General features: G+C 73.5%; 21 protein-coding genes and 1 riboswitch. Of the genes, 7 read left to right on the top strand and 14 right to left on the bottom strand.

What is annotated here, in order from left to right; translation table 11 throughout:
- Positions 1-218 precede the first annotated feature (218 nt).
- The 6 genes from ACGFSH_RS10070 to fahA all read right to left on the bottom strand — a co-directional run bounded on the left by ACGFSH_RS10070 (position 219) and on the right by fahA (position 6,618).
- Complete coding sequence (locus tag ACGFSH_RS10070; RefSeq protein ID WP_393346723.1) at positions 219-1,115, bottom strand: ABC transporter permease; 897 nt, start codon at positions 1,113-1,115, stop codon at positions 219-221.
- Positions 1,112-2,455 (bottom strand): ABC transporter substrate-binding protein, encoded by a 1,344-nt coding sequence (locus tag ACGFSH_RS10065; protein WP_393346721.1) that lies wholly within the window; start codon positions 2,453-2,455, stop codon positions 1,112-1,114. Before ACGFSH_RS10065 ends, ACGFSH_RS10070 begins: the two co-directional genes overlap by 4 nt.
- A 15-nt stretch (positions 2,456-2,470) precedes the next feature.
- Positions 2,471-2,698, bottom strand: coding sequence for a ferredoxin family protein (locus tag ACGFSH_RS10060; RefSeq protein ID WP_020130156.1), 228 nt, complete (start codon positions 2,696-2,698; stop codon positions 2,471-2,473).
- A 136-nt stretch (positions 2,699-2,834) separates the two neighbouring features.
- Positions 2,835-3,623: a GntR family transcriptional regulator gene (locus ACGFSH_RS10055; RefSeq protein WP_393346719.1), complete on the bottom strand. Its 789-nt coding sequence runs from the start codon at positions 3,621-3,623 to the stop codon at positions 2,835-2,837.
- Between the two features lie 186 nt (positions 3,624-3,809).
- Complete coding sequence (locus tag ACGFSH_RS10050; RefSeq protein ID WP_393346717.1) at positions 3,810-4,748, bottom strand: M56 family metallopeptidase; 939 nt, start codon at positions 4,746-4,748, stop codon at positions 3,810-3,812.
- Between the two features lie 658 nt (positions 4,749-5,406).
- Positions 5,407-6,618 (bottom strand): fumarylacetoacetase, encoded by a 1,212-nt coding sequence (gene fahA, locus ACGFSH_RS10045; protein WP_393346715.1) that lies wholly within the window; start codon positions 6,616-6,618, stop codon positions 5,407-5,409.
- Positions 6,619-7,040: 422 nt separating this feature from the next.
- Here fahA and ACGFSH_RS10040 point away from each other — a divergent pair, with 422 nt between their 5' ends.
- On the top strand, positions 7,041-7,865 hold the full coding sequence (locus ACGFSH_RS10040; protein ID WP_393346713.1) for an HAD family hydrolase: 825 nt from the start codon (positions 7,041-7,043) through the stop codon (positions 7,863-7,865).
- Between the two features lie 15 nt (positions 7,866-7,880).
- Here the strand turns inward: ACGFSH_RS10040 and ACGFSH_RS10035 are convergent, their stop codons facing one another.
- Positions 7,881-8,360: a transglycosylase SLT domain-containing protein gene (locus ACGFSH_RS10035; protein ID WP_393346711.1), complete on the bottom strand. Its 480-nt coding sequence runs from the start codon at positions 8,358-8,360 to the stop codon at positions 7,881-7,883.
- Positions 8,361-8,364: 4 nt separating this feature from the next.
- Positions 8,365-8,587, bottom strand: a riboswitch (cyclic di-AMP (ydaO/yuaA leader).
- 1,056 nt (positions 8,588-9,643) lie between these two features.
- Between ACGFSH_RS10035 and ACGFSH_RS10030 the strand changes: the two genes are divergently transcribed.
- From ACGFSH_RS10030 to ACGFSH_RS10015, 4 genes are all read left to right on the top strand, one after another.
- Positions 9,644-10,654 (top strand): polyprenyl synthetase family protein, encoded by a 1,011-nt coding sequence (locus tag ACGFSH_RS10030; protein ID WP_393346709.1) that lies wholly within the window; start codon positions 9,644-9,646, stop codon positions 10,652-10,654.
- Positions 10,655-10,969: 315 nt separating this feature from the next.
- Positions 10,970-12,253, top strand: coding sequence for an outer membrane lipoprotein carrier protein LolA (locus ACGFSH_RS10025; protein WP_393346707.1), 1,284 nt, complete (start codon positions 10,970-10,972; stop codon positions 12,251-12,253).
- Positions 12,254-12,320: 67 nt separating this feature from the next.
- A complete protein-coding gene (locus tag ACGFSH_RS10020; RefSeq protein ID WP_393346705.1) occupies positions 12,321-13,325 on the top strand; it encodes an ABC transporter ATP-binding protein in 1,005 nt (334 codons plus the stop codon).
- On the top strand, positions 13,312-14,331 hold the full coding sequence (locus tag ACGFSH_RS10015; RefSeq protein ID WP_393346703.1) for an ABC transporter permease: 1,020 nt from the start codon (positions 13,312-13,314) through the stop codon (positions 14,329-14,331). The genes ACGFSH_RS10020 and ACGFSH_RS10015 overlap by 14 nt, the downstream gene beginning before the upstream one ends.
- Here the strand turns inward: ACGFSH_RS10015 and ACGFSH_RS10010 are convergent.
- The 3 genes from ACGFSH_RS10010 to ACGFSH_RS10000 all read right to left on the bottom strand — a co-directional run bounded on the left by ACGFSH_RS10010 (position 14,321) and on the right by ACGFSH_RS10000 (position 16,912).
- Positions 14,321-14,920: a flavodoxin family protein gene (locus ACGFSH_RS10010; protein ID WP_393346701.1), complete on the bottom strand. Its 600-nt coding sequence runs from the start codon at positions 14,918-14,920 to the stop codon at positions 14,321-14,323. The genes ACGFSH_RS10015 and ACGFSH_RS10010 overlap by 11 nt on opposite strands.
- 34 nt (positions 14,921-14,954) lie before the next feature.
- Positions 14,955-16,283: an amidase family protein gene (locus tag ACGFSH_RS10005; RefSeq protein WP_393346699.1), complete on the bottom strand. Its 1,329-nt coding sequence runs from the start codon at positions 16,281-16,283 to the stop codon at positions 14,955-14,957.
- 92 nt (positions 16,284-16,375) lie between these two features.
- Positions 16,376-16,912, bottom strand: a complete 537-nt coding sequence (locus ACGFSH_RS10000) for a hypothetical protein (RefSeq protein ID WP_393346697.1) — start codon at positions 16,910-16,912, stop codon at positions 16,376-16,378.
- A 216-nt stretch (positions 16,913-17,128) separates the two neighbouring features.
- On the opposite strand from ACGFSH_RS10000, the gene ACGFSH_RS09995 reads away from it, so the two are divergent.
- Complete coding sequence (locus ACGFSH_RS09995; protein ID WP_393346695.1) at positions 17,129-18,610, top strand: tetratricopeptide repeat protein; 1,482 nt, start codon at positions 17,129-17,131, stop codon at positions 18,608-18,610.
- Positions 18,611-18,712: 102 nt separating this feature from the next.
- Here the strand turns inward: ACGFSH_RS09995 and ACGFSH_RS09990 are convergent, their stop codons facing one another.
- The 4 genes from ACGFSH_RS09990 to ACGFSH_RS09975 form a co-directional block, all read right to left on the bottom strand.
- Positions 18,713-19,666 (bottom strand): M28 family metallopeptidase, encoded by a 954-nt coding sequence (locus ACGFSH_RS09990; RefSeq protein WP_393346694.1) that lies wholly within the window; start codon positions 19,664-19,666, stop codon positions 18,713-18,715.
- 317 nt (positions 19,667-19,983) lie between these two features.
- Positions 19,984-20,469, bottom strand: a complete 486-nt coding sequence (locus ACGFSH_RS09985; protein WP_393346692.1) for a VOC family protein — start codon at positions 20,467-20,469, stop codon at positions 19,984-19,986.
- 76 nt (positions 20,470-20,545) lie between these two features.
- Positions 20,546-21,688 (bottom strand): EamA family transporter RarD, encoded by a 1,143-nt coding sequence (gene rarD, locus ACGFSH_RS09980; RefSeq protein ID WP_393346690.1) that lies wholly within the window; start codon positions 21,686-21,688, stop codon positions 20,546-20,548.
- A gap of 174 nt (positions 21,689-21,862) precedes the next feature.
- The gene (locus tag ACGFSH_RS09975) at positions 21,863-22,717 is read right to left on the bottom strand and encodes an SDR family oxidoreductase (protein WP_393346688.1); all 855 of its coding nucleotides are present in this window, start codon (positions 22,715-22,717) and stop codon (positions 21,863-21,865) included.
- A 96-nt stretch (positions 22,718-22,813) separates the two neighbouring features.
- On the opposite strand from ACGFSH_RS09975, the gene ACGFSH_RS09970 reads away from it, so the two are divergent.
- Positions 22,814-23,230 carry a winged helix-turn-helix transcriptional regulator gene (locus ACGFSH_RS09970; protein WP_393346686.1) on the top strand — a complete coding sequence of 139 codons (417 nt, stop codon included), beginning with the start codon at positions 22,814-22,816 and terminating at the stop codon, positions 23,228-23,230.
- The last annotated feature ends 35 nt before the right edge of the window (positions 23,231-23,265 follow it).

The raw sequence follows: 23,265 nt of genomic DNA, 5'->3' as shown, positions 1-23,265 counted from the left end.
TCGCCCCGACGGCCGTGCCCGACGAGTCGGACGGGTTGGACGGCTCGGACGCGTCGGACGGGTCGGACCAGTCGGTTGCGCCGGTCAGGTTGATCGTGCCGGTGGCGCCGTTCGGGCCGGCGGCACCGTTCGGGCCGATGGCGCTGTTCGGGCCGGTCGAGTCTGCTGTGCCGTCGGCGTGGGTGGTGCCGCCGGGCGGGCCGGTCGTGTCGCGGGTCTCAGACGAGGTGTTCATCGCGCGCCCCCTCGGGCTCGGTTCCGGTGCCGGCGGTGGCGGAGGCGGCCGGTTCCGGAGGCCTTCGCACTGCCGCGGCCGTACGAAGGCCCGCCGTCCGGGGCCGGCCCGCGGGGACGTAGGACGTGCGGGGCAGCCAGCGGGTCAGGCGGCGGCCGAGGAGTTCCACGGCCGTGGAGGTCGCCCAGCCGAGCACGCCGATCGTGGCCATGCCGACGAACACGCCCGGGTAGTCGACGACGGTGTAGTCCTGCCAGGTGCGGTAGCCGACGCCGTACTGGCCGGAGATCATCTCGGCGGAGATCACACAGATCCACGAGACGCCGAGGCCGACCGAGAGGCCGCCGAAGATGCCCGGCAGCGCGCCCGGCAGCACCACCGAGGCGAGGATCCGCCACCGGCCGCCGCCCATGGTGCGCACCGCCTCCTCCCAGCCGGGGGCCAGGGCGCGGACCGCGTGCCGGGTGGAGACCATGACGGGGAAGAACGCGGCGGTGAAGGTGATGAAGACGATGCCCTGCTCGTTGGAGGGGAAGAGCAGGATCGCGACGGGCACCAGGGCGATCGCGGGGATGGGGCGGACGACTTCGAGAACCGGCCCGAGCAGGTCCTCGGCGAGCCGCGAGCGCGCCACGAGCACGCCCGTGGCGACGCCCACGACGGCGGCGAGGAGGAAGCCGGTGAGGATGCGGGTGAGGCTGTCGGTGAGGTCGGTCCAGTAGTCGTCGCCGGCCAGGCGGTCCGCGAAGGTGCGGGCGACGTCCGCCACCGTGGGGAACTGCGAGAAGCGCAGCCACAGGTCGACGTTCAGGCTGGTCAGCAGCTGCCACAGGCCGAGGGCGGCCGCCACCGACGCCGCCCGCAGGGCATACCGGGTCACGAGGCCCGCCCCAGCGCGTCGGCGTACGGGACGACCCGGGAGCCGGCGTGGGCGTCGACGTAGGCCCGGGCGGTCGCCGGGGCGACGAACGGCAGGAGCGTCGTGCCGTCGGCGACCCAGACGGCCTTGTCGGCGAACCACAGGGTGCCGGTGGTGGCGTCGGGGACGTAGGCGGCGCGGACGCCGTCCTTGTGCCGGGCGACGTAGGCCAGCAGCGCGCCCGGCGTCGCGAAGGAACGGGTCCGCGTGGCGCCCTTGGGCCACACCTCGCTCGCGGCGGGCGCCGGCGCGGCGGCGAGCCGGCGGGCGTAGGACGGGCCGAGGGCCTTCTTGACGTAGCGGTCGTCGACGAAGGAGTCGACGTCGACGTCGCCGGTCAGCTTCGCCGCCTTCAGGATCGACACGTCCTCCTTGAGCGCCGAGACGAGCCCGGGCTTGACGGCCGGGTCGAAGGTGGCGATGCCGTGGGCGCCGTTGTAGAGGTAGACGACCTCGGCGGGCAGGCCGGTGGCCTTCGCGACGCTCTCGGCGGCCGCCACGGGGTGGGCGTTCAGGTAGGTCGTGGCCTGCTCCTGGGCCTTCAGGAACGCCTCCAGCACGGCCGGGCGGTTCTTCGCGAAGTCCTCGCGGGCGGTGACGCCGTGGAAGGTGGGCAGATCGAGCTGGGCGCCGTCGTAGAGCGCTGTCGCCTTGCCCTGGTAGGCGAGCAGACCGGGCCAGGCGACGAACTGCGAGAGCGCGTCGGCGCTGCCCGCGGAGAGCGCCGACGCCCCGACGGCGGGCTGCTGGTTGAGTTTCTCGACGCCCTTGTCGGGGTCGATGCCGGCGCGCTTCAGGGCGCGGACCAGGGTGCCGTCGGCGGCGGACCCGACGCTCGTGGAGACCTTCCTGCCCTTGAGGTCGTCGATCGAGGCGAGCGGGGAGCCCGGGGCGGTGACGATGGTGTTGAGGCCGCCGCGCAGGTTGTAGCCGGTGACCGACACCAGACGGGTGGGCTTGCCGAGCTGCCTGCCGCGGGCCGCGTTGATGAGGAGCGGGAAGTCGCCCATCGAGCCGATGTCGATCTTCCCCGCGGTCATCTGGGCGGTGATGGGGGCGCCGGTGGCGTAGTCCTGCCAGTCGACCTTGTAGCTCTTGCCGTCGCCGAGGGCGTTCAGCTGCTTCTCGAAGTAACCGAGGGACCGCAGGAGGGTGCCTGCCGTGACCGTGTTGATGGTCTTGGACTGGTAGCCGACGGTGACGGTGACCGTGGAGCCGTCACCGGCCTGGGCGCTGCCGCATCCGGTGAGCGGGAGCAGGAGGAGGGCGGCGGCGGACGCGGCGGTCGTTCGGGGTTTCATCGGGGATCGGGCCTTTCACCGGAGCAGGTAGGGCATGTTGACCGTGACGGCTCCGGTGGGACAGCGGGCCGCGCACGGGCCGCAGTACCAGCATTCGTCGACGTGCATATAGGCCTTGCCGTTGCTCTCGTCGATGGCGAGGGAGTCCAGCGGGCACATGTCCACGCAGAGGGTGCAGCCGTCGATGCACTTCGACTCGTCGATGGTCACGGGCACGTCGGCCCGCTGGGGTGCCAGGGTCATGGCTGTCTCCGAAAAGGTCCCGGGGAATTCTGGGAAAAACCGTGCGGCGGCGAACCGATGGGGCCTCGCCGAACGATGAAGGGATGAGAGCGGGAAGCAGGGCGGACGGCTGACAGAGGGGGCGGGAGATGGAAGGTCACAGCGAGCGGTGCAGCCGGCCGCTCATCGAGATGCGGTCGCCGCGGAAGCGGATGAACTCCAGATCCACCGGGCGTCCGTCATCGAGGTGGGTGAGGCGTTCGAGCATCAGGACGGCCGACCCTCGTGGCGCCTCCAGGACGGCGGCGGAGTGGGCGTCCGCGTTCACGGCCTCCAGAGTGATCTCGGCGTGGCCGAGTCGCCGCCCGGTGAGGGCCTCCAGGAGCCGGAAGACGTCGGTGTTCTCCAGGTCGGCGCCCAGCAGGTCGACGCCGATGTCGAGCGGGACGTAGGTGAGGTCGAGGGAGAGGGGGACGCCGCCCAGCCGGCGCAGGCGTTCGATGTAGAGGACGTCGGCGCCGGGCCGGACACGGAGGCGTTCGGCCACCGGGGCGGGTGCGGCGACGGGGCCCATCGTGCGGACCTCGTTGGTGACGTGCCCGTGCTCGTGCAGGGTCTCCGCGAGGCCCATCAGGCGATCCAGGCCGTGCGGGAACTTCTGCGCCACGACGACCGTGCCGACGCCGGGCAGCCGTTCCACCAGGCCTTCCGCGCGCAGCAGGTCGAGTGCCTGGCGGACGGTGTTGCGCGAGGCGCGGTAGTCGGCGGCGAGCGTCGACTCGTGGGGGAGCGTGCCCGCCGGGAAACCGCCGGTGAGCAGCTGGCGGCGCAGGATGTCGGCCAGTTGACGGGCCTGGTCAGCGCGCAGCCGACGGCGTGCACGGTGGGCGGCGACGGTGGTCGCGCCCTGGCCGGCGTGCTCTCGGACACGGTCGCTGGATGGCATGGCTCGAACCATAGCGAGAAGGTAGGGAAAGGGGTGTTGCCAGAGTGTTGCGCCACCTGCGGCACCGTCAGAAACCGCCCTGACCTGCTGGAACGACTGGCCGTCGGGTGAGAAACGCCAGCTCATGACGGTGCGGGCGGACTGGCGGGCGGGCCGGATCGGGTGGACGCGGACCGGCGGGGCTGCTCAGGTCAGTGCGGCCAGGCCGGGGACGAACGTGATCAGCAGCGGCAGCAGGGGCACCAGTGCGGCCGCCGTGGTCGTCAGCGCACGCTGTCTGCGCAGCAGGCGCGGGGGCGGCTGGAGGAGGCGGTCGACGCGCTCCCCGAGCAGACGGCGGCTGGACGCGCAGGACAGCACGCCCCGGTGCTGGTTCAGCTCGATCAGGGCCAGCGCCGTGGTCAGGTGACCGCAGCGGCGCGAGGCCGTGTCGTCGGCGGCGAGTTCGACCAGGCGGTGGGTCTGGTCGCAGAAGTGGGCGAAGAGCGGGATGCGGGGGAAGCCGGTGGCGAGGGCGGTGGACAGATGGAGCAGCCAGTCGTGGTGGGCGCGGGCATGGCCGCGCTCATGGGTGAGGACGGCGTCCAGCTGGTGGGAGGTGAGGCGGTGCAGAGCGCCGGTCGTGACGATCAGCTGGGCCGGACTGCCGGGCATCCACCAGGCGTCGGGGTACTCGTCCTCCAGGACGAGAAGCGGGCCGCGGGCCGACGGCAGACCGGCGGGCAGGTCGGGGGCGCGCTCCCGCAGGAGGGCCCTCTCCCGGCCGCGTCGCCGGCGCGCCTCGAACAGCTCGCGGGCCAGCATCGCGGTCGTCCAGGCGGCCCCGCAGGCCAGCAGCAGGGTGAGCGTCGCCGTCCACGGCGAGGAGGCCGACAGGTCGTACGCCTCGGTGACCGACGGCGGCGCCGGCGCGAAGACCCGCACGCGGACGGTGTGGAAGACGGCCGCCGCGCCCAGCACCAGGGCGGTCAGACAGCACAGCAGGACGGTGGCGACCAGGCATTGCCACACCCACAGCCCCACCACCGGCTCCCGCTCGGGCCAGGCGGAGCGGGTGAGCGCACGCGGGACCGGCACGGCGGCCGTCAGCGCGACGACGCTGAGCAGGAGCAGGCAGACAGTCATGCCACGGGCTCCGGATCCTGGTCGGGAAGGGGGCGTGCCGGTCGCGCGGGGCGTAGCGCTCGCTCACGCGCGCGGTTCCGCCACGGGCGGCGGGCCCGGCCCGAGAACCGTGCCCGTCGCCAGTATGACGCCGGTTATCCCCCGAGTCAGCCCACGAAGGCGCTCCGATTCGGCCTTGGTAGGAGGCCGAGGCAGGCCGGCGCGGGTCGGGGGCAGGTCAGGGCGGCCGGGGCACTCGGGGCGACTGGGCGGCGTCCGGGTATGCGCCCCTGGGCGCAGGCCCCGGCCCTGGGTGCAGGCCCCGGCCCTTCAGGACCACGGCCCCGGCCCCCGGCCTTCAGACCCGGCCCCCGGCCCCCGGGACGGGCGGCCGGGCCCGAGGGGCACCCCGCAAGGTCACTCCGCCGGGCCGCCCTGCCCGACCGGTCCTGAGCCTGCGCCGGTCCCGCCGGGTGCGCAGGTACGCAGTTGCCGCTCCGCCGCTCCGCCGCTCCGCCGCTCTGCTCCTGCGCCGGGGTCTCGACTGCCCGCCCGGGTGTCTGCCCGCCGCCTGCCCGCCTCTCCCCCTGCATGGCTGCCTGCCCGCCCGGCGCACCCCGGCCGCCTGGGTGACTGCGCGCCGGGGCCGAGGCCGAGGCCGGGGGCCTGGGCCCGGGCCCTAGCCGGCGATGATTCGTCCGCTCACCTCGCCCAGGCCCACCGGGATGCCGGCGGGGCCGGGGGCCTGGGCGGAGAGGGTCACGACGTCGCCGTCCTCCAGGAACGTCCTCTTGCCGTCGGGGAGTTCGAGCGGGTCGCGGCCGTTCCAGGTCATCTCCAGGAGAGAACCGCGCTGGTCGGGCTCCGGGCCGCTGACCGTGCCCGAGCCGTACAGGTCTCCGGTGCGCAGGGACGCGCCGTTGACGGTGAGGTGGGCGAGCTGCTGGGCGGCCGTCCAGTACATGGTGGCGAAGGGCGGCTCGGAGACCGTGTGACCGTTCAGCGCGACGGAGATCCGCAGGTCGTAACCGGCGGGCTCGGCGGCCGCGTCGTCCAGGTAGGGGAGGAGGGCGTGGGTGCGCGCCGGAGGAGCCACCCGCGCGGCGTCCAGCGCCTCCAGCGGGGTGATCCACGCCGAGACGGAGGTGGCGAACGACTTGGCCAGGAACGGGCCGAGCGGGACGTACTCCCATGCCTGGAGGTCACGGGCCGACCAGTCGTTGAGCAGGCACAGGCCGAACACGTGCTCCCGGAAGTCGCTCATGGCGACCGGGCTGCCCTGCGGCGAGGGCGTCCCGACCACGAATCCGACCTCGGCCTCGATGTCGAGCCGCACGGAGGGGCCGAAGACGGGGGCCGGGTCGGAGGGGCCCTTGCGCTGGCCCGAGGGCCGTACGACGTCCGTGCCGGAGACGACGACGGTGCCGGACCGTCCGTGGTAACCGATCGGCAGGTGCTTCCAGTTGGGCAGCAGCGTGTCGGGGGTGTCCGGGCGGAAGATCGCGCCGACGTTCCGGGCGTGGTGCTCGGAGGAGTAGAAGTCGACGTAGTCGGCGACCTCGAAGGGGAGGTGCAGGGTCACAGCGGACAGGGGCCGGAAGAGGGGCTCGACGGTGGCCCGGTGCGCCGGGCTCGTCACCCACTCCGTCAGCTCGCGACGCACCTGCGTCCAGACCGGACGGCCCGCCGCCATCAGCGGGTTGAGGGTCGGCGCCGCGAGCAGCTCGGCGTGGGACGAGCCGAGCGCGCGGGCCGCCGCACCCGCGTCGAGGACGTGGTCGCCGAGCCGGACGCCGACGGTCCGCTCGGCGGAGCCCGGCAGCGAGAAGACGCCGTACGGCAGGTTGTGCGGACCGAAGGGATCGCCCTCGGCAAGGTCGAAGGGGGGCATCGGGTACTGCCTCTCTTTCGTGTTCGTGCGCTCTGTGGTGCTCGCCAGGTGAGCCCGCCGGATTCCGCGCGGATGCCGCGGGTGCGCCGAGCCGGGCCACACGTTACGGCCGACCTCGGGGAAGCGACACGGGGGCGGGCCGTCGAGGCGGCGCCGGGCGGAAGCGCCGGGCGGTGGCGGGGGAGGCGCTGCGGGCGCGGCCGACCACGCGACGCCCGGCCGGGCACGCGCCGCCCGACCGCGCGGCACCCGGCCGACCACGCACCCGCCCGGCCGGGCGGGTGCCGGAAAGGCGCTTCTTCGAGCCGGTCGTCAGCCACCGTCGGTCAGTCGTTGGAGGGGAGTTGGCAGAACCGGACCGGACCCGGTCGCTGTTCGGTTCCCGTCGAACCCGGGGGGTGCGGGGTCCGTATTCTCTGATCATGGCCGCACCCACCGCATATGCCGCGCGCACCGCGTACGCCCTCATCGCCACCGACCTGGACGGAACGCTGCTCCGCGGCGACGACACCTTCTCCGACCGGTCCCTCGACGCGCTCGCGCGGGTGACGGCCGCCGGCGCACGCCACCTGGTGGTGACGGGACGCCCCGCGCCCCGCGTGCGCCCGCTGCTCGACCGCCTGCACAGCAGGGGGCTCGCGGTGTGCGGACAGGGGGCGCAGCTGTACGACGCCGGTGCGGACCGTCTGCTGTGGTCGGTCACCCTGGACCGGGAGCTGGCCGAGACCGCGCTCGGCAAGATCGAGGCGGAGGTCGGGCAGCTGTACGCGGCCGTCGACCAGGACGGCGTCGACGGGTTGACGCTCATCGAGCCGGGCTACCGGATGCCGCACCCCACGCTGCCCGCCCTGCGCGTCGGCCGCCGCGACGACCTGTGGTGCGAGCCGATCAGCAAGGTGCTGCTGCGCCACCCGTTCCTGTCGGACGACGAGTTGGCGGCGACGGCCCGCTCGGTGGTCGGCTCGCTCGCGACGGTCACCATGTCGGGGCCGGGCACGGTGGAACTCCAGCCCTGCGGGGTCACCAAGGCGACCGGGCTGGCGCTGGCCGCCGAACACCTGGGGCTGCGGCCCGAGGACACCGTCGCCTTCGGGGACATGCCCAACGACATCCCGATGTTCGACTGGGCGGCCCGCGGTGTCGCGATGGCCAACGCGCACCCGGAACTCAAGGCGATGGCCGACGAGGTCACGACGTCGAACGAGGACGACGGCGTGGCCGTCGTCCTCGAAAGACTGTTTCCCTGAGCCGGGGGCCGGCTGTCAGTACGCGCTGAAGACGTTGTCGATGGAGCCGTAGCGGGCGGCCGCGTAGTTGCAGGCGGCGGTGATGTTCGCGACCGGGTCGTAGGAGTCCCAGGACGTGCCGTCGACGTGGTAGGCGCGGAAGGTGGGGTCGATGACCTGGAGCAGGCCCTTGGAGGGAATGCCCGCGGCCGCGTTGGAGTCCCACAGGTTGATGGCGTAGGGGTTGCCGGACGACTCGCGGATGACGTTGCGGTAGATGCCGTTGTACGTCCCCGGGATGCCGTGCTGCGCCATGACGTGCAGCGAGGCGCGGATCCACCCGTCGAGGTTGTTGGAGTACCCCAGGCTGGTGGCGGTCGCGACGGTCGGGGTCGCGGCGGAGGCGGTGCTGGCGCCGATGAGCGGGAGTGCCAGCACGGCGACTCCGGTGCCGGCGACGGCGAGCTTGCGGGCGAGGCGGGCGGTGCGGGTGCGGCGGTGAGCGGCAGCGGGCATGACGGTTTTTCCTCTCCAGCGCCTGCGAGGTGAGCTGTCGGGTTCGGGCGGGGAGCTGCCCGGTCGCGTCCTGACGGTCGCGACTTCACCCCGAGCCGCGACGGACCGCCCTGAACGTCCGGAAAACATCCGGGACGTCAGGAACATCCGTTGCGGCGACTTACCTGGTTCCCCCGCTCCTGCCGTGCGTTCTCGATGGGTGTCATGGGCGGCGGCAGGATTAGGCGTCCGCCCGACAGGCCGGGAACGTATGCGAGAGCACATGTCCGGAACAAGTACCGGATTCACAGATCACCCCTATTGACCTTGGTCTGCGGTCTATGGGGTGCTTGATCCTTTGTGGGTGCAAAGGGTCAACTTGCTTGAGGCGTGCGGAGAATCGGTGAAGAGCGGGCCGGTGTGGACCGGTCTCGTGGAGTGAGCCAACTCACCCGGGTCCACAAGGGCGGCGAAACGGGCATTAGCCCCAACTCGTAGTTAAAAGAATGCCGATGAGCTGTCGTCCGCCATGTCGCGTCGCGCCGCCCGCCGAGGGCGGCTGCTCCGCCCGTTCCAGTGGGCTGCTCCGCCCTTTCGGGGAGGCCGCTCCGCCCTTTCGGGGAGGCCGCTCCGCTCTTTCAGGGAGGTGGCGCCATCGCCCCGGGGGCGGGGAGCGGGCGACGGTCGCGGAGGGGGAGGCGCGTGATAGTCGTCACGCCGGGTGGGGTGGGTGGGTGCGGGCCGGGTCCGGCGGGAGGCGGGGGGCGCAGGCGCGCGTGGGCAGCGTGAGCCCGCCCTGATGCCTTCGCGCGCGTGCGGGTCCGTGCTCAAGGGTGAGCGGTCGGCGGGACGGGGGCGGGCGGTCCGGCGTCGGGGGCGTGTGGCTCCGGCGTCCGCGGGTGGGGATCCGCGACCCGTCGTGTGCGGGTCCGGCGTCCGGTGTGTGCGGGTCTGCGGCCCGGTGTGTGCGGGTCTGCGGCCCGGTGTGTGCGGGTATGTGGTCGGGCTTGTGCGGGTCTGTGGCCGGGGGCGGCCGCGTGCGGCCGCATGATTCGCGGCGCCGGGGTAATCCGATGGGTGTTCCGGCGGATGCCCGGCGTACGAGCTGATCAGGAACTCGGCAGGTGGAATCCGGTACCGCCCCGCCTGACGGAGACGCTTCCCGGGCGAGCCCATTCGAGCCCGGGGGACGTGGGGGCTATCGGTGATCGAAACGTGACCGGATACGCTGACTTGAGTGGTGGCAGCGACCTATCGACAAACCGCGTAATCGCCAGTGGACACCAGCAGACAGGAGACCCCTCGTGACCGTCGTCGGGCCGTTCGGGCTGAGCGTGCGGGACCAGGCTCTGGAAGCCGATGTCCAGGCCGGATTGGCGGCTGTCGAGGAAGGCTTGCTCGAGGCCACCAAGAGTGAGGTCCCCTTCATCACGGAGGCCGCCCAGCACCTCGTGCGGGCGGGCGGGAAGCGGTTCCGGCCGCTGCTCGTGGTGCTCGCGTCGCAGTTCGGGGACAAGCACGCGCCGGGTGTCGTGCCGTCGGCCGTGGTGGTGGAGCTGACCCACCTGGCCACGCTGTACCACGACGACGTGATGGACGAGGCCGCCGTGCGGCGCGGGGTGCCCAGCGCCAACGCCCGCTGGGGGAACTCCGTCGCCGTCCTCACGGGCGACTTCCTCTTCGCCCGCGCCTCCCACATCCTGGCCGACCTCGGCCCGGAGGCGGTGCGGGTGCAGGCGGAGGCGTTCGAGCGGCTGGTCACCGGGCAGATCCTGGAGACGGCCGGTCCGACGGACGGCCGGGATCCGGTCGACCACTACCTCGACGTCCTCGGCGGCAAGACGGGCTCGCTGGTGGCGGTGGCCTGCCGGTTCGGGGCGATGATGTCGGGCGCCGACGAGACGGTCGTCGACGTCCTGACGCAGTACGGCGAGCGGCTGGGCGTCGCGTTCCAGCTGGCGGACGACGTCCTGGACATCGCGTCCGACTCGCGCGAGTCGGGCAAGACGCCCGGCACGGACCTGCGCGAGGGCGTGCCCACGCTGCCGGTGCTGCGGCTGCGCGAGCGTGCGGCGCGGCTGGCGCTGCCCGAGGACATCGCGCTGTGCGAGCTGCTGGACTCCGACCTCAGCGACGACGCCCGCCTCGACGAGGCCCTCACGGCGCTCCGGGCCCACCCGGCCCTGGAGCAGGCCCGCCGGGACACCGTGCGGTACGCCAAGGACGCGCGCGCCGCGCTGGCGCCGCTGCGGGAGTGCGACGCCAAGGCCGCCCTGATGGAGCTCTGCGACGCGGTGGTCCACCGGGCGGGCTGACCCCGCCTGCTCTGCCTCCTGATCCGCCTCCCCCTCTGCCTGCCTCGCCGTCCCCTCTTCCCTGCTTCCTCCCGTCCCGTCAGGGGTGCCCGCCCTCCGCACCCCTACGGGCCGTCCCCGTCACGTCAGGGTCGTGTCATACCGCAGGCGTATGTGGAGTTGAGCCCTCGGGTTGACGCCTGTCGTCGGCTGATTTGGTCAGATGGGGACTACGGAAAACACCACTCCTCACCGATTCGGGTGAGAATGGCGGCTTGGGGCGGGGAACGCAGCGCGAGACGACCAGCCGCCGCCGACGACGGAGGTAAGGCACACATGGCACCGAAGGAATCCGACGCCACCATGACCGGCGGGGAGGCGACCGGCGGGGAGGCCGACGACCTGCGCCTCCGACGCCGCAAGGCCGCACGGTACGTCGTTCCGGTCACCGTGATCGGTGTCGCGGCGGCGACGATCGGGCTCGTCCCGGCGCTCGCCGACTCCGGCGACCCCGACCTGCCGAAGATCACCGCGCAGCAGCTCCTCGACAAGATCGCCGCCTCGGACGTGCAGCAGCTGTCCGGAACGGTGAAGATCACCACCGACCTCGGGCTGCCCGACCTCGGCGGGCTGGAGAGCGGGCTGCTCTCCGGAGCGGCGCAGGGCGGCGACGGCTCGTCCGCCGACCCCCAGGCCAAGCTCACCGAGCTGGCGTCCGGCACGCACACCCTGCGCGTCGCGGCCGACGGCCCGGACCGGCAGAAGGTCTCGCTGCTGGAGCGGGCCGCCGAGTACAGCGTCGTCCACAACGGCAAGAACGTGTGGGGGTACGACAGCGCGTCCAACGAGGTCTACCACTCCACCGTCGACGAGAGCGCGGGCAAGGAGCCGGGCAAGGGGCGCACCCCGGTCCCGGCCACGCCGAAGGACCTCACCGAGGACGCGCTCAAGGCGGTCGACAAGACGACCTCCGTGACCGTCGACGGCACGGTCCAGGTCGCGGGCCGCGACGCGTACAAGCTGCTCGTCAAGCCGAAGCAGTCCGGCTCCACCGTGGGCGCGATCAGCGTCGCCGTGGACGCGGAGACGGGCCTGCCGCTGAAGTTCACGCTGACCCCCGCGAGCGGCGGCGCCGCCGTCGTGGACGCCGGCTTCACCCAGGTGCACTTCGCGAAGCCCGCCGCGTCCACCTTCGACTTCACCGCCCCCAAGGGCGCGAAGGTCACCGAGGGCGCGGCCGGCGAGGGCCACGACGGCAGCGGCAAGGGCGGCCGGGGAGCCGAACCCGCTCCCGGGCACGACGGGTTCGACGGGTTCGGCGGGTTCGGCCAGGGCCTCGGCGGTGGAGCCGGTGACGAGGGCATGAAGGTCATCGGTGAGGGCTGGACGTCCGTCGCGGCCTTCGACACGGGCGGCGAGGGCGTGCCCTCGGGCTCCACCGCGGGCGGCGACCTCGGTGGCTTCCTGGGCTCCCTCGGCGACAAGGTGAGCGGCGACTTCGGCTCCGGCACGGTCTTCTCCACCCGCCTGGTCAACGCCCTGATCACGGACGACGGCAAGGTCTACGCCGGCGCGGTCACCAAGGACGCGCTCGTGAAGGCGGCCGACGCCGGGAAGTGACCCGGGCCGGGGCGTCGCCGGGGATCGCAAGGGCCGATGGAGTCGGTGCGGGAGGAGAGGGGCGAGGGTGACGGAGCCGGCGCGGGAGCCGACGGGCGAGGGCGCGCGGGAGCCCGCCGGGGAGCCGGCGGACGACGGCGCCGTCATCCGCACCCGCGCCCTCACCAAGCGCTACCGCGGCGGCCAGCTCGCCGTCGACGGCCTCGACCTGACCGTCCCGGCGGGCAGCGTCTTCGGCTTCCTCGGCCCCAACGGCTCCGGCAAGACCACCACCATCCGCATGCTGATGGGGCTCATCGAGCCCACGGCCGGCTCGGCCCGCGTCCTGGGACACCCCATGCCGCGGGCCGCGCGCGCCGTCCTGCCGCACGTCGGCGCGCTCATCGAGGGTCCCGCCCTGTACGGCTTCCTCTCCGGCCGCGACAACCTGCTCCGTTACGACGCGGCCGACCCGACCGCCGACCCGCGCACCCGACGGGCGAGGGTCACGACCGCGCTGGAGCGGGTGGGCCTGACGGCCGCCGCCGGGAAGAAGGCGAAGGCGTACTCGCTCGGCATGAAACAGCGGCTGGGCCTCGCCGCCGCCCTGCTCCGGCCCCGCCGCCTGCTCGTCCTCGACGAGCCGACCAACGGCCTGGACCCGCAGGGCATGCGGGAGATCCGCTCCCTGGTGAGAGAGCTGGCCGCCGAGGGCACGACCGTCTTCCTCTCCTCGCACCTGCTCGACGAGATCGAGCAGGTGTGCACGCACGCGGCCGTGATGGCCCAGGGCCGGCTGATCGTGCAGGGCCCGGTGGCGGACCTCGCGGCGGGCGCGAGAGGCCGGCTGGTCGTGACGACGCCGGATCCCGCGGACGCGGCCCGTGTGCTGAAGGAACAGGGCGTCGTCGACGTCGTCGCCGCGGAGGACGGCGTCAGCGCCGAGGCGCCGCCCGCCGGCCGCGATCTCGCGGATCTGAACGGTGCGCTGGTGACGGCGGGCGTGCGCGTGCGTGGCTTCGCCGTCGAACGCGCCTCCCTGGAGGACGCGTTCGTGGCGCTCACGGGGGAGGGGTTCGATGTCGCGGGCTGAAGCGGGAACGGCGGACGGCCGGGACCCGGTCCCGCCGCCGCCCGGGGCCACGGGGAGCGGCGCTCCGACCTCGTCGGCTTCCTCGCCTTCCCTGCCGTCCTCGTCCTCCTCGTCCTCCTCGTCCGTCGCGCCGTCCCCGTCCGCCCGGACGGCCCGGAGTCCCTGGGCCTGGGCATGGACCTTCGGGATCGTGCGCAGCGAACTGCTGACGACCTTCCGGCGCTGGCGCACGCTCGCCCTGCTGGGCGTGCTGGCGGCCGTGCCGATCCTGGTCGGGATCGCCGTGAAGATCGAGACGGACGACGGGTCGTCCGCCGGGCGCGGCGGCGGCGCGGGCCCCGCGTTCATCTCGCAGGTCACCAACAACGGCCTGTTCCTGGTCTTCACCGCGCTGGCCGTGACCCTGCCGTTCTTCCTCCCGATGGCCGTCGGCGTCGTCGCGGGCGACGCGATCGCCGGTGAGGCGAACGCCGGCACCCTGCGCTACCTCCTGGTCGCCCCCTCCGGCCGCACCCGCCTGCTGCTGGCCAAGTTCGCGACCGTCATGACCTTCTGCGTGGCGGCCACCCTCGTGGTCGCGCTCTCGGCGCTCACCGTGGGGGCGCTGCTCTTCCCGCTGGGCGACCTGACGACGATCTCCGGCACCCGGATCGGCTTCGCGGACGGTCTGCTGCGGGCACTGCTGATCGCCCTGGTCGTCGCCGCCTCGCTGACCGGCGTCGCCGCGCTCGGACTGTTCGTCTCCACGCTCACCGGCAGCGGCATCGCGGCGATGGCGACGACCGTCGGCCTGCTGATCACGGTCCAGATCCTCGACCAGATCCCCCAGCTCCACGCCCTCCAGCCGTACTTCTTCTCGCACTACTGGCTGTCCTTCGCCGACCTCATGCGCGAGCCCGTCTACTGGGACGACCTGCAGAAGAACCTCGGTCTCCAGGCCCTGTACGCGGCCGTCTTCGGCTCGGCGGCCTGGGCGCGCTTCACGGCGAAGGACGTCACGACGTAGCGGGCGCCGCCTCGTGCGGGAAGCGGGCCGGGAGGGCCTCGCGGGCGAAGAACGTCTTCGCGTTGGCCAGGGCCTCCGTGTCCGACCGGACGTCCCCGGGCTTGCTGCCGTTGCCGAGCAGCACGCCGCCGAAGCGCATCCCCATGTAGGCGGCGGAGTTGCGGAGCGTCCCGACCAGCGGGTCGGCGACCTGGGGCTGGTCGTCGGCGAGCACGGTGACGCCCCACAGGGTGCGCCCGGCCATGGTCGCCTTGAAGTCCAGGCCGGGGGTGCGCAGCCAGCCCGCCCAGTGGTCGAGGTAGCGCTTGGTCTGGGTGGACACCGAGTACCAGTACAGCGGGGACGCGATCACGAGGTCGGTCGCGGCCAGGGTGGCGTCGAGCAGGAGCGCCGTGTTGCCCTCCGTGGGGCGGACCCGGTCACTGTCGTGCCGCGAATCCACGAAGTCGGGCACGGGGTGCTCCGCCAGGCTGATCCACCGCTGTCCGACGTCGGAGGGCAGCTGCTCGGCGGCCTCCCGGGCCAGTGCCTCGGTGTTGCCGTCCGAACGGCTGCTGCCCAGGACGAACAGGAAACTGCGACGCGTCATCTTCGATCCCCCAAGTGGTGAGCGTACGAAGTTACTATGCACCTGCATTATATGTGCACGCAAGCAGTTTCGGGCCCCGGCCCGGAGTGGGCGGCCGGGCAGGCCCGGATCGGGCCGTCTCCGCGGCTCGGGCGACGGCCAGCAGCGACGTCTCCGCGTTCCGGGCGGCGACGATCTGCAGGCCCAGGGGGCAGCCGTCCGTGCCGAATCCCGCAGGGACACTGATCGCCGGATGCCCGCTCAGGTTGAACGCCCAGGTGAGCGCCGTCGAGAACCGGTCGCCCGGTCCCTCGTGGCCGTGCGCCGCGTTCGGGGTCGTGGGCGTCAGCAGCAGATCCGCGCCGGCGAAGAACTCGGCCAGCAGGCGGTCGTTCGCCTCCCGGACCCGGTCGGCCGCACGGAGGTCCGCGCCCGGCGTGCGCAGCGCCAGCCAGGCCGGGGCCGGGTCCTCCAGTCGCAGGGGAGCCCGCGAGGCCGGGAGCAGCCTGACCGCCCCGGCGGCGGCGAGCCGCACGGCGGCGGCACGGGCGAGGGCGAGCGGCTCGGGATCGGGGTCGGTGAAGCCGAGGCCGGGGGAGAAGACGGCGGTGGGCGGCCCCGCGCGACCGCGGTCCGACCGGTCCGACCGGTCCGGAAGGCCCGGCGGATCGCTCGGAGCCACGGCCTGCCAGTACGCCTGGGCGTCCACCGCGTGGCGCACCAGCACACCGGCCGCGGCCAGTCCCGTACGGTCCGCGGACGTCGCCGGGCCGGGGCCCGGCCGATCCCGGGGCGACGGCGGGTCGTTCGGGCGCGGGGGCGCCGGCCGTCCGTTGCCGTCCGGGGACATCGGCCGTCGGTGGTGGTCCAGGGGCGACGGTCGTCCGTTCGTGGTCTTCAGGCCGAGCACGCCGCACCAGGCGGCCGGGATGCGCACGGACCCGGCCCCGTCGGTTCCGGTCGCCATGGGAACCAGGCCGGCGGCCACTGCCGCAGCCGAGCCGGCCGAGGAGCCGCCCGGAGTGCGGTCGGCGCGCCAGGGGTTCACCGTACGGCCGTGCGCGCCGAGTCCCCAGGTCTGCCAGGGGGTGCCGGGTCCCGGCACCGAGGTCGCCCCCACGGGTACACAGCCGGCGGCCGTCAACAGCCGCGCCGCGCGCAGGCCGTGACGCCCTTTCACGCCGATCGGCACACCGGCCAGCGGCATCCGTTCGCCCGCGGCGACCCGCAGGTCGACCTCGCGCGCCCACGTCCGCGCCCGCTCCTGCCACACCTGCGTGAAGGCGCACAGGAAGGGGTCCGTTCGGGTGATCCGCGCGAGTGCCTCGTCGACGACGTCCACCGCCCGCAGGCGCCCGGCACGCACCTCCGCCGCGATCTCCACGGCCGGTGGCCACGCCCGCGGCCCGGTTCCGGCATCGCCCCGCCCGTTCCCGCCCCGGGGTCCGGTCCGGTCCCGGCCCGGGGTTCCGGCCGTCAGCGCGGGCTCCCGCCCGGGGCTCCGGTGAGCCGGGCCAGCGGGGCCGTCTCCCGCGGCGGGTTTCCGCCCAGGTCACCGAGGCGCCACTCGGTCACCCAAGGGACCCGGTACACGTCGATGACGTCCTCGATCGCGCGCACCCGCTGCGCGAGCGGCCTGGGCAGCCGTCCCGGCGCGTCCGCCACGAGCACGACGGAGTCCAGGTCGAGCCCCGCCGGTGCCTCGCCGCGCCGGAAGACCTCAAGGGTCCGCAGGACGGACTCCAGCCCGGCCGCATGGGTGCGGGCGACCAGCAGCACGGACGGCGGATCGCCGGCGCCGGGCCACCCGCGGCCGCTGTCGTGGCCGCCGTAGACGGCGGCGAGCGTGGACGTGCCGGCCCCGCCGTGCGTGGCGACCCAGGAGAAGCGCCGGGGCGTCACCGACGAGCCGGACGGCATCGGCGCCGGTGCCGCCGCCGACGTCGGATCCGGTACGGTGACCGGTCCGCGGATCCAGATCTCCGGTCCGCGCAACCCGTCCGTCGTCCCCATCCCGGTGCCCCTCCCAGTCGTCGCCGTCCCTCCGGGACGCCCCTGATCCCGGCGGTCCACGGAGAGTCCCGGGCGGCGGGACGCGGGTTCCTGGAACGAGGCTGTGACGTCGCGGTGACGTGAGTACCGGGGGCGCTCGGAGAAACTCAACAGTACGTGTACGCGTGCACGAAACTGGACGACCGGATCGTGACGACGCATCCGAGTGAGGAACCGATGTCTCGACTCAGCCGTGAGAAGAAGCGCGAGCAGAAGCACGCCGGCCCCGCGGCCGCCGTGATCGCGCCGCTCGACGTCCATGTCCGCGGGGGCGGGACGGCGACCATAGGCGGTGTACCCGTCGTGGCCGTCGACGGCGAGGAGATCCAGCGCGCCGTTCTGGGCCACCTCCACCGCATCGCCCTCGCCACGGGACATCCGGTCCTCGCCTCCGTCCGCGACGAACGCATCGGCTACGTCGTCCCCCTGCGCGTGGAATGCGACGGATCCAGCCACTTCACCGCGGAACCCCTGCGCACCCCGGCCGCACCCTCACCCGCCCCCTCCGTCGCGGTCCCCGACGAGCACCGGCGGCCGTCCCAGGAGTCGCAGGAGCCTCCGCACAGCCAGCAGGCGCAGCAGCATCAGCCGTCCGGGCCGGCGCAGCCGTCCGGGCCGGCCTCGCCGCCCTTGTCGTCCCAGGCGTCCCCGTCGTCGCCGTCGTCCCCGTTCCGTAGCGACGAGCCGACGCACCTCCTGCGTCAGGTGCCCGAGCCGGTGCGGGACGCGACGCCGACGTTCCCCCTGCGCACGGTGTCCGAGCCGGAGGCGGTCCCCGGGCCGGTCGGCTCGCCCGCGCCGGAACCGGACGTGGAGGACGCCGTCCCGTCGCTCGGCACGGTGGCCGCGCCCACCGGAGTGTTCGGCCCGCCCCCGGCCATGGACGCGCTGCCGCACCCCGACACGACCCCCGAAGCCCCCCTCGCCCCGGCCCCGGCCCCGGTCTCGGCACAGGTCACGCCTCCGGCGCCCCCCGTCTGCGCCCCGACGCCGCTCCCGCTGCCCGTGCCGGACGCCGCGCCCGCGACGCCCTCCGCTTCCGCCGCCGCCCGCGCGGCCGCTCCCACCCCGTTCCTCCCCGACGGACTGGTCTCCGAGCCCGAGCCGGACTTCAAGCCCACGCCCGCGCGCGGTTTCGACGCCGTCGCGGAGGCGGTGCTCGGGGACGACCCCCGCACCCTGCACGGCGTCGGCGCGGCCCCCGCCCTCCTCGGGGAGCCGATGGCGCAGATCAACGAGGCCGTCCGGGCGGGCCGGACGGACGTCGCGGCCGTGCTCGCGGAGCGCACCGTGACGGAGGCGTCCGGGACGCTGGGCCCGGAGCACCCCGAAGTGCTCCGGCTGCGCGAACTCACGGCGTACATCGCCTATCTGGCGGGCGATCCGCTGCGCGCCTTCCACGTCTCCCTCGACCTGGCCCGCATCGGCCGGCGGTCCGGGGACGCGGAGGCGGCGTACGGCAACGTCCAGAGCGCGGCGACGGCCTGGCGGGCGGTCCGCGACCCGCTGCAAGGGCTGAACCTGGGGAACGAACTCCTCGGCCTGTGGACGGAACTCGCCGCCGAGGAGGGCCCCGCGGCCGACGACGCCGAGGAACTGGAGTCGGCCCGCGCGCGCATGCTCCGGCTGACCGAACGCGCCCGCAGGGCGGGCGCGTGACGGCCGACGTGCCGCAGGGCCGGAGCACGGCGCACTGCACGGCGCACTCGGAACGCCGCGCCGGTCAGGAGGACGGCACGGCCCTCCGGACGGCGGCGCCGGTCAGGAGGACAGCGCCCACAGGGCGTAGGCCACGGCGTCCGCGTTGCGGTTCAGGGCGGTGTCGTCGATGTTGGCGGTGGTGTCGCAGGAGGAGTGGTAGCAGCGGTCGAACGCCCGCCCCGCCGTGCCGCCCCACTTGGCCGCCTGCGCCGCCGTCTTGATGTAGTCGGCGCCGCTGAACAGACCGCCCACCGGGACGCCCGCGTTCTTGAACGGGGCGTGGTCGGAACGGCCGTCGCCCTCGGTCTCGATCTCGGTCGGGACGCCGATGCCGGCGAAGTAGTCCTTGAAGGTCTTCTCGATGGCCGGGTCGTCGTCGTAGACGAAGTAGCCGGGGTTCGGCGAGCCGATCATGTCGAAGTTGAGGTAGCCGCTGATGCGGGCGCGGTTCGCGGAGGAGAGGCTGTTGACGTAGTAACGCGATCCGACCATGCCCAGTTCCTCCGCTCCCCACCAGGCGAACCGCAGGTGCTTGGCCGGGTGGTAGCCGGCCCGGGACACGGCGAGGGCCGTCTCCAGGACGGCCGCCGAGCCCGAGCCGTTGTCGTTGATGCCGGCCCCGGCCGTGACGCTGTCGAGGTGGGAGCCGGCCATGACGACATGGGCGGTGTCCCCGCCCGGCCAGTCGGCGACCAGGTTGTAGCCGGTGCGGCCGGACGACGTGAACTGCTGGACGGCGGTGGTGAAGCCGGCGGCGTCGAGCTTGGCCTTCACGTAGTCGAGCGAGGCCTTGTAGCCGGTGCGGCCGTGGGCGCGGTTGCCGCCGTTGGCGGTGGCGATGGACTGCAACTGGGCCAGGTGGGCCTTGACGTTGGCCACGGGGATGTCGGGAGCGGCGGCGAGCGCGGTGGAGCCGGGCGCGGGAGCCGCCCCCGCTATGGATCCGCCAGTCAGGAGCATGACAATCGAGACGCCGCCGGCGACCGCCGTACGCCGGGAAACGGGGAGCTTCATGTGGGGTGCTCCGAATTCCTCGGGAACCACCGGGTCGCGGTGATTCCACGGTGAGTGGGGTCCCAGGATGGTGAACGCGCAACTGACTTCCCGTCAAGAGTGCCGACCGGACATCGGACACAGGACTCCGGATTCCTGACACCCTGGGCACGCACCCGACACCGAGGGCGCGAGAAACCCTGACACCACCCGGGACCGAAGCACCCGCGCCCCAGAGCCCGTCGTTCGGATCACCGCGCAGACGCACGCACCGGCCCCCGCTCACCGGCATCGACAAGCCCCGCCGGCACCCTGCACGCCGATCCGAACGGCAGGTCCTAGTGGACGCAGAACTCGTTCCCCTCCGGGTCCGCCATCACCGTCCATGACCCGGACGGCTCCTTCACCTCCCGCAGCACGCTCGCACCCAGTCCGCGCAGCCGCTCGACCTCGTCGGCCCGCCGTTCCGCACCGGGATGCAGATCGATGTGCAGGCGGTTCTTCACCGTCTTGGCCTCCGGCACCCGCTGGAACAGCAGCCGCCGTCCCAGTCCGGTCCCGCTGTCGGGGTCGTACGGGTCGTCGGGGTGGCGCACGGCGATCAGGTCCCGGAAGGCCGGACGGCCGTGGAACTCCAGCGTCGCCGCGCCGGGCAGCGCGCCGAGCTCCAGCAGCCGCTCGATCAGCGCGCTGTTGTCCTCGGTCTCGTAGTGCAGCGCGGAAGCCCAGAAGTCGGCTTGTGCGTGCGGGTCGGCGGCGTCGACGACGAGCTTCCAGTGCACGGGCGCGGGCGTGTCCCCTGATCCTGCGGTCGAGTCGGTCATGCAGCCACTAGTAGCAGCCCCGCACCGCGCCTGCCTCCCGGATGCCGTGATTCGGCGTCGGTCAGGATTGATCGGTTCAGGGGCGGGCCCGGCCCGGCTGGGTCTCCGGAGCGGCGGCCGAGGCAGCCGAGGCGGTGGTGGCTGCGGTGGGGGAGGAGGGAGCCGAGGGGGCGGCGGAAGAGGCGGCGACGGGCGCCGGTGCCGGCGCCGCCGTTCCGTCCGGCGTCGGTGCGGAGGCCTCGGGGGCCGGGACCTGGGGGGCGCCGGACGCGGCCGAGGCCACCTCTTCGGCGTGGATCCTCGCGCGCTCGGCCGCGAGGGTCCGGGACGTCCGGCGCGAGGTGCGCAGCGCGTCGCCGGTGAGCAGCGCCAGGGCCAGCCACACCAGGGCGAACCCGGCCCACCGCTCGGGCGGCATGGCCTCGCCGAAGTACAGGACGCCGAGCAGGAACTGGAAGACCGGGGCCAGGTACTGCAACAGGCCCAGCGTGGACAGCGGCACGCGGATGGCAGCTGCACCGAAGCAGACCAGGGGCAGCGCGGTCACCACGCCGGTGGAGGCGAGCAGCGCCGCGTGCCCGGGGCCCTCGGCCGTGAACGTGGCGTCGCCGTGGGCGGACAGCCACAGCAGGTAGCCGAGCGCGGGCAGGAACTGCACGGCGGTCTCGGCGGCCAGCGACTCGACCCCGCCCAGGTTGACCTTCTTCTTCACCAGGCCGTACGTGGCGAAGGAGAAGGCGAGGCACAGGGAGATCCACGGCGGCCTGCCGAAGCCGACGGTCAGGACCACCACCGCCAGGGCGCCGACGCCGACCGCCGCCCACTGCACGGGCCGCAGCCGCTCCTTCAGAAGCAGCACCCCCATGGCTATCGTGACCAGCGGGTTGATGAAGTAGCCGAGCGAGGCCTCGACCACGTGCCCGCTGTTCACCGCCCAGATGTAGACGCCCCAGTTCACGGTGATGACGGCGGCGGCGACCACCACGAGGGCCAGTCGGCGCGGCTGGCGCAGCAGCTCGCCGGCCCACGCCCAGCGTCGTACGAAGAGCAGCGCGGCGGCGACGAAGGCGAGCGACCAGACCATGCGGTGGGCGAGGATCTCCGTCGCCCCGGCCGGCTTGAGCAGCGGCCAGAAGAGGGGCACCAGGCCCCACATCCCGTAGGCCGCGAAGCCGTTCAGCAGGCCTGTGCGGCTCTCACTCCTCGACGTCCCGGCCACGGGCACCTCCTTCTCACGTCACGCATGCGAGGACGAAGGTAACGCCGGGCGCCCCGGTCTGTCATGCCCGTATCGCCATACGGTCATGACAGCCGGGGCGTCCGGCGGACTGCCGCCCCGAGGCGCCGGGGCGCCCGGAGGGCGGTGGGGGGCGCGAGCGGCCCGGCGGGCGTGTCAGCCCTTGAGCGCGGCCGTGATCGCCTCCGCCAGCGGCGTGGTGGGGCGGCCGATCAGCCGGGAGAGGTCGCCGCCGGAGACGACCAGCTCGCCCTTCTCGATGGACTCGTCCACGCCGGCCAGGATCGCCGCGAGCGGCGCGGGCAGCCCCGCGCCGGTCAGGATGCCGGTGAGCACCTCGGTGGGCACGGCGTTGTAGACGATCTCCCTGCCGGTCTGCCGGCTCAGCTCGGCCGCGTACTCGGCGAAGCTCCACGCCTCGTCGCCGCCCAGCTCGTACGTCGTGTTCTCGTGGCCCTCTCCGGTCAGCACGGCGACGGCCGCCGCCGCGTAGTCGGCGCGCGCGGCGGAGGAGACGCGGCCCTGGCCGGCGGCCGCGACGACGGCGTCGTGCTCCAGCACCGGGGCGAGGTTCTCGGTGTAGTTCTCGTGGTACCAGCCGTTGCGCAGCAGCGTGTACGGAACGCTGGAGGCGAGCAGCGCCTGCTCGGTGGCGCGGTGGTCGTCCGCGAGCGCCGCGCTCAGCGTGCCCGGCGCGCTGGTGTAGGCGAGGAGCGCGACCCCGGCCGCCTTCGCGGCGTCGATCACGACCTGGTGCTGGGCCGGGCGGCCCTTGTCGAACTCGTTGCCCGAGATGAGCAGGACCTTGTCGCCGGCGGCGAGGAGGCCGTCGAAGGTCTCGGGGGCGTTGTAGTCGGCGACGGCGAGCTTCACGCCGCGCGCCGCGAGGTCGGCGGCTCTGGCCTCGTCCCGTACGACGGCCGTGACGTGGTCCGCGGGGACCTTGTCCAGCAGCTGCTCGATGACGTGGCGGCCGAGGTGTCCGGTGGCTCCGGTGACGACGATGCTCATGGCTGGGGAACTCCTACGGTGGTCGGCTGGTCTGTCTCCGACCCTAGGAGAGACACTAACCAAAAGAAAGTACCCACTTTGAAGTAAGGTACTGGTATGACAGTAAGCAACCAGGTCGGCAACGTGACACCCGCCGAGGCGGAGGGGATATGCCCCTACCGGCTCGTCCTGGAACACCTCACCAGCCGCTGGGGCGTCCTGGTCCTGATCGAGCTGCTCGACCGCTCGCACCGGTTCAGCGAACTGCGCCGGGCCGTGAGCCAGGTGGGCCGGCCGGTCAGCGAGAAGATGCTCACCCAGACCCTCCAGAACCTCGAACGCGACGGCCTGGTGCACCGCGACGCCAAGCCCGTCATCCCGCCCCGCGTCGACTACTCCCTCACCGAGCTGGGCCGTGAGGCCGCCGAACAGGTGCGCGCGCTGGCCGGGTGGACGCACACCCGGATGGCGGAGGTCGAGAAGGCCCGCCGGGCATACGACGAGGCCCGGGAACGACGCTCCCGGGCCTCGTGAACCGCCGCGCGCCTCAGCCGGCGACCGGCCGGGCG

Origin of the sequence: Streptomyces sp. NPDC048481, assembly GCF_043200075.1 — a bacterium.
GTDB lineage: Bacteria > Actinomycetota > Actinomycetes > Streptomycetales > Streptomycetaceae > Streptomyces.
The sequence above is the reverse complement of the archived record's forward strand: the minus strand, read 5'-3'. Positions and strand labels throughout refer to the sequence as shown.

Excerpts from the sequence above, each read along its gene's own strand:
- ACGFSH_RS10000 (WP_393346697.1), bottom strand. The coding sequence starts at position 16,912 with ATGGGGACGACGGACGGGTTGCGCGGACCGGAGATCTGGATCCGCGGA.
- ACGFSH_RS10050 (WP_393346717.1), bottom strand. The coding sequence starts at position 4,748 with ATGACTGTCTGCCTGCTCCTGCTCAGCGTCGTCGCGCTGACGGCCGCC.
- ACGFSH_RS10010 (WP_393346701.1), bottom strand. The coding sequence starts at position 14,920 with ATGACGCGTCGCAGTTTCCTGTTCGTCCTGGGCAGCAGCCGTTCGGAC.
- ACGFSH_RS09975 (WP_393346688.1), bottom strand. The coding sequence starts at position 22,717 with ATGAGCATCGTCGTCACCGGAGCCACCGGACACCTCGGCCGCCACGTC.
- ACGFSH_RS10015 (WP_393346703.1), top strand. The coding sequence starts at position 13,312 with ATGTCGCGGGCTGAAGCGGGAACGGCGGACGGCCGGGACCCGGTCCCG.
- ACGFSH_RS09990 (WP_393346694.1), bottom strand. The coding sequence starts at position 19,666 with ATGAAGCTCCCCGTTTCCCGGCGTACGGCGGTCGCCGGCGGCGTCTCG.
- ACGFSH_RS09985 (WP_393346692.1), bottom strand. The coding sequence starts at position 20,469 with ATGACCGACTCGACCGCAGGATCAGGGGACACGCCCGCGCCCGTGCAC.
- ACGFSH_RS09995 (WP_393346695.1), top strand. The coding sequence starts at position 17,129 with ATGTCTCGACTCAGCCGTGAGAAGAAGCGCGAGCAGAAGCACGCCGGC.
- ACGFSH_RS10025 (WP_393346707.1), top strand. The coding sequence starts at position 10,970 with ATGGCACCGAAGGAATCCGACGCCACCATGACCGGCGGGGAGGCGACC.
- ACGFSH_RS10065 (WP_393346721.1), bottom strand. The coding sequence starts at position 2,455 with ATGAAACCCCGAACGACCGCCGCGTCCGCCGCCGCCCTCCTCCTGCTC.
- fahA (WP_393346715.1), bottom strand. The coding sequence starts at position 6,618 with ATGCCCCCCTTCGACCTTGCCGAGGGCGATCCCTTCGGTCCGCACAAC.
- ACGFSH_RS10040 (WP_393346713.1), top strand. The coding sequence starts at position 7,041 with ATGGCCGCACCCACCGCATATGCCGCGCGCACCGCGTACGCCCTCATC.
- ACGFSH_RS10035 (WP_393346711.1), bottom strand. The coding sequence starts at position 8,360 with ATGCCCGCTGCCGCTCACCGCCGCACCCGCACCGCCCGCCTCGCCCGC.
- ACGFSH_RS10055 (WP_393346719.1), bottom strand. The coding sequence starts at position 3,623 with ATGCCATCCAGCGACCGTGTCCGAGAGCACGCCGGCCAGGGCGCGACC.
- ACGFSH_RS10060 (WP_020130156.1), bottom strand. The coding sequence starts at position 2,698 with ATGACCCTGGCACCCCAGCGGGCCGACGTGCCCGTGACCATCGACGAG.
- ACGFSH_RS09970 (WP_393346686.1), top strand. The coding sequence starts at position 22,814 with ATGACAGTAAGCAACCAGGTCGGCAACGTGACACCCGCCGAGGCGGAG.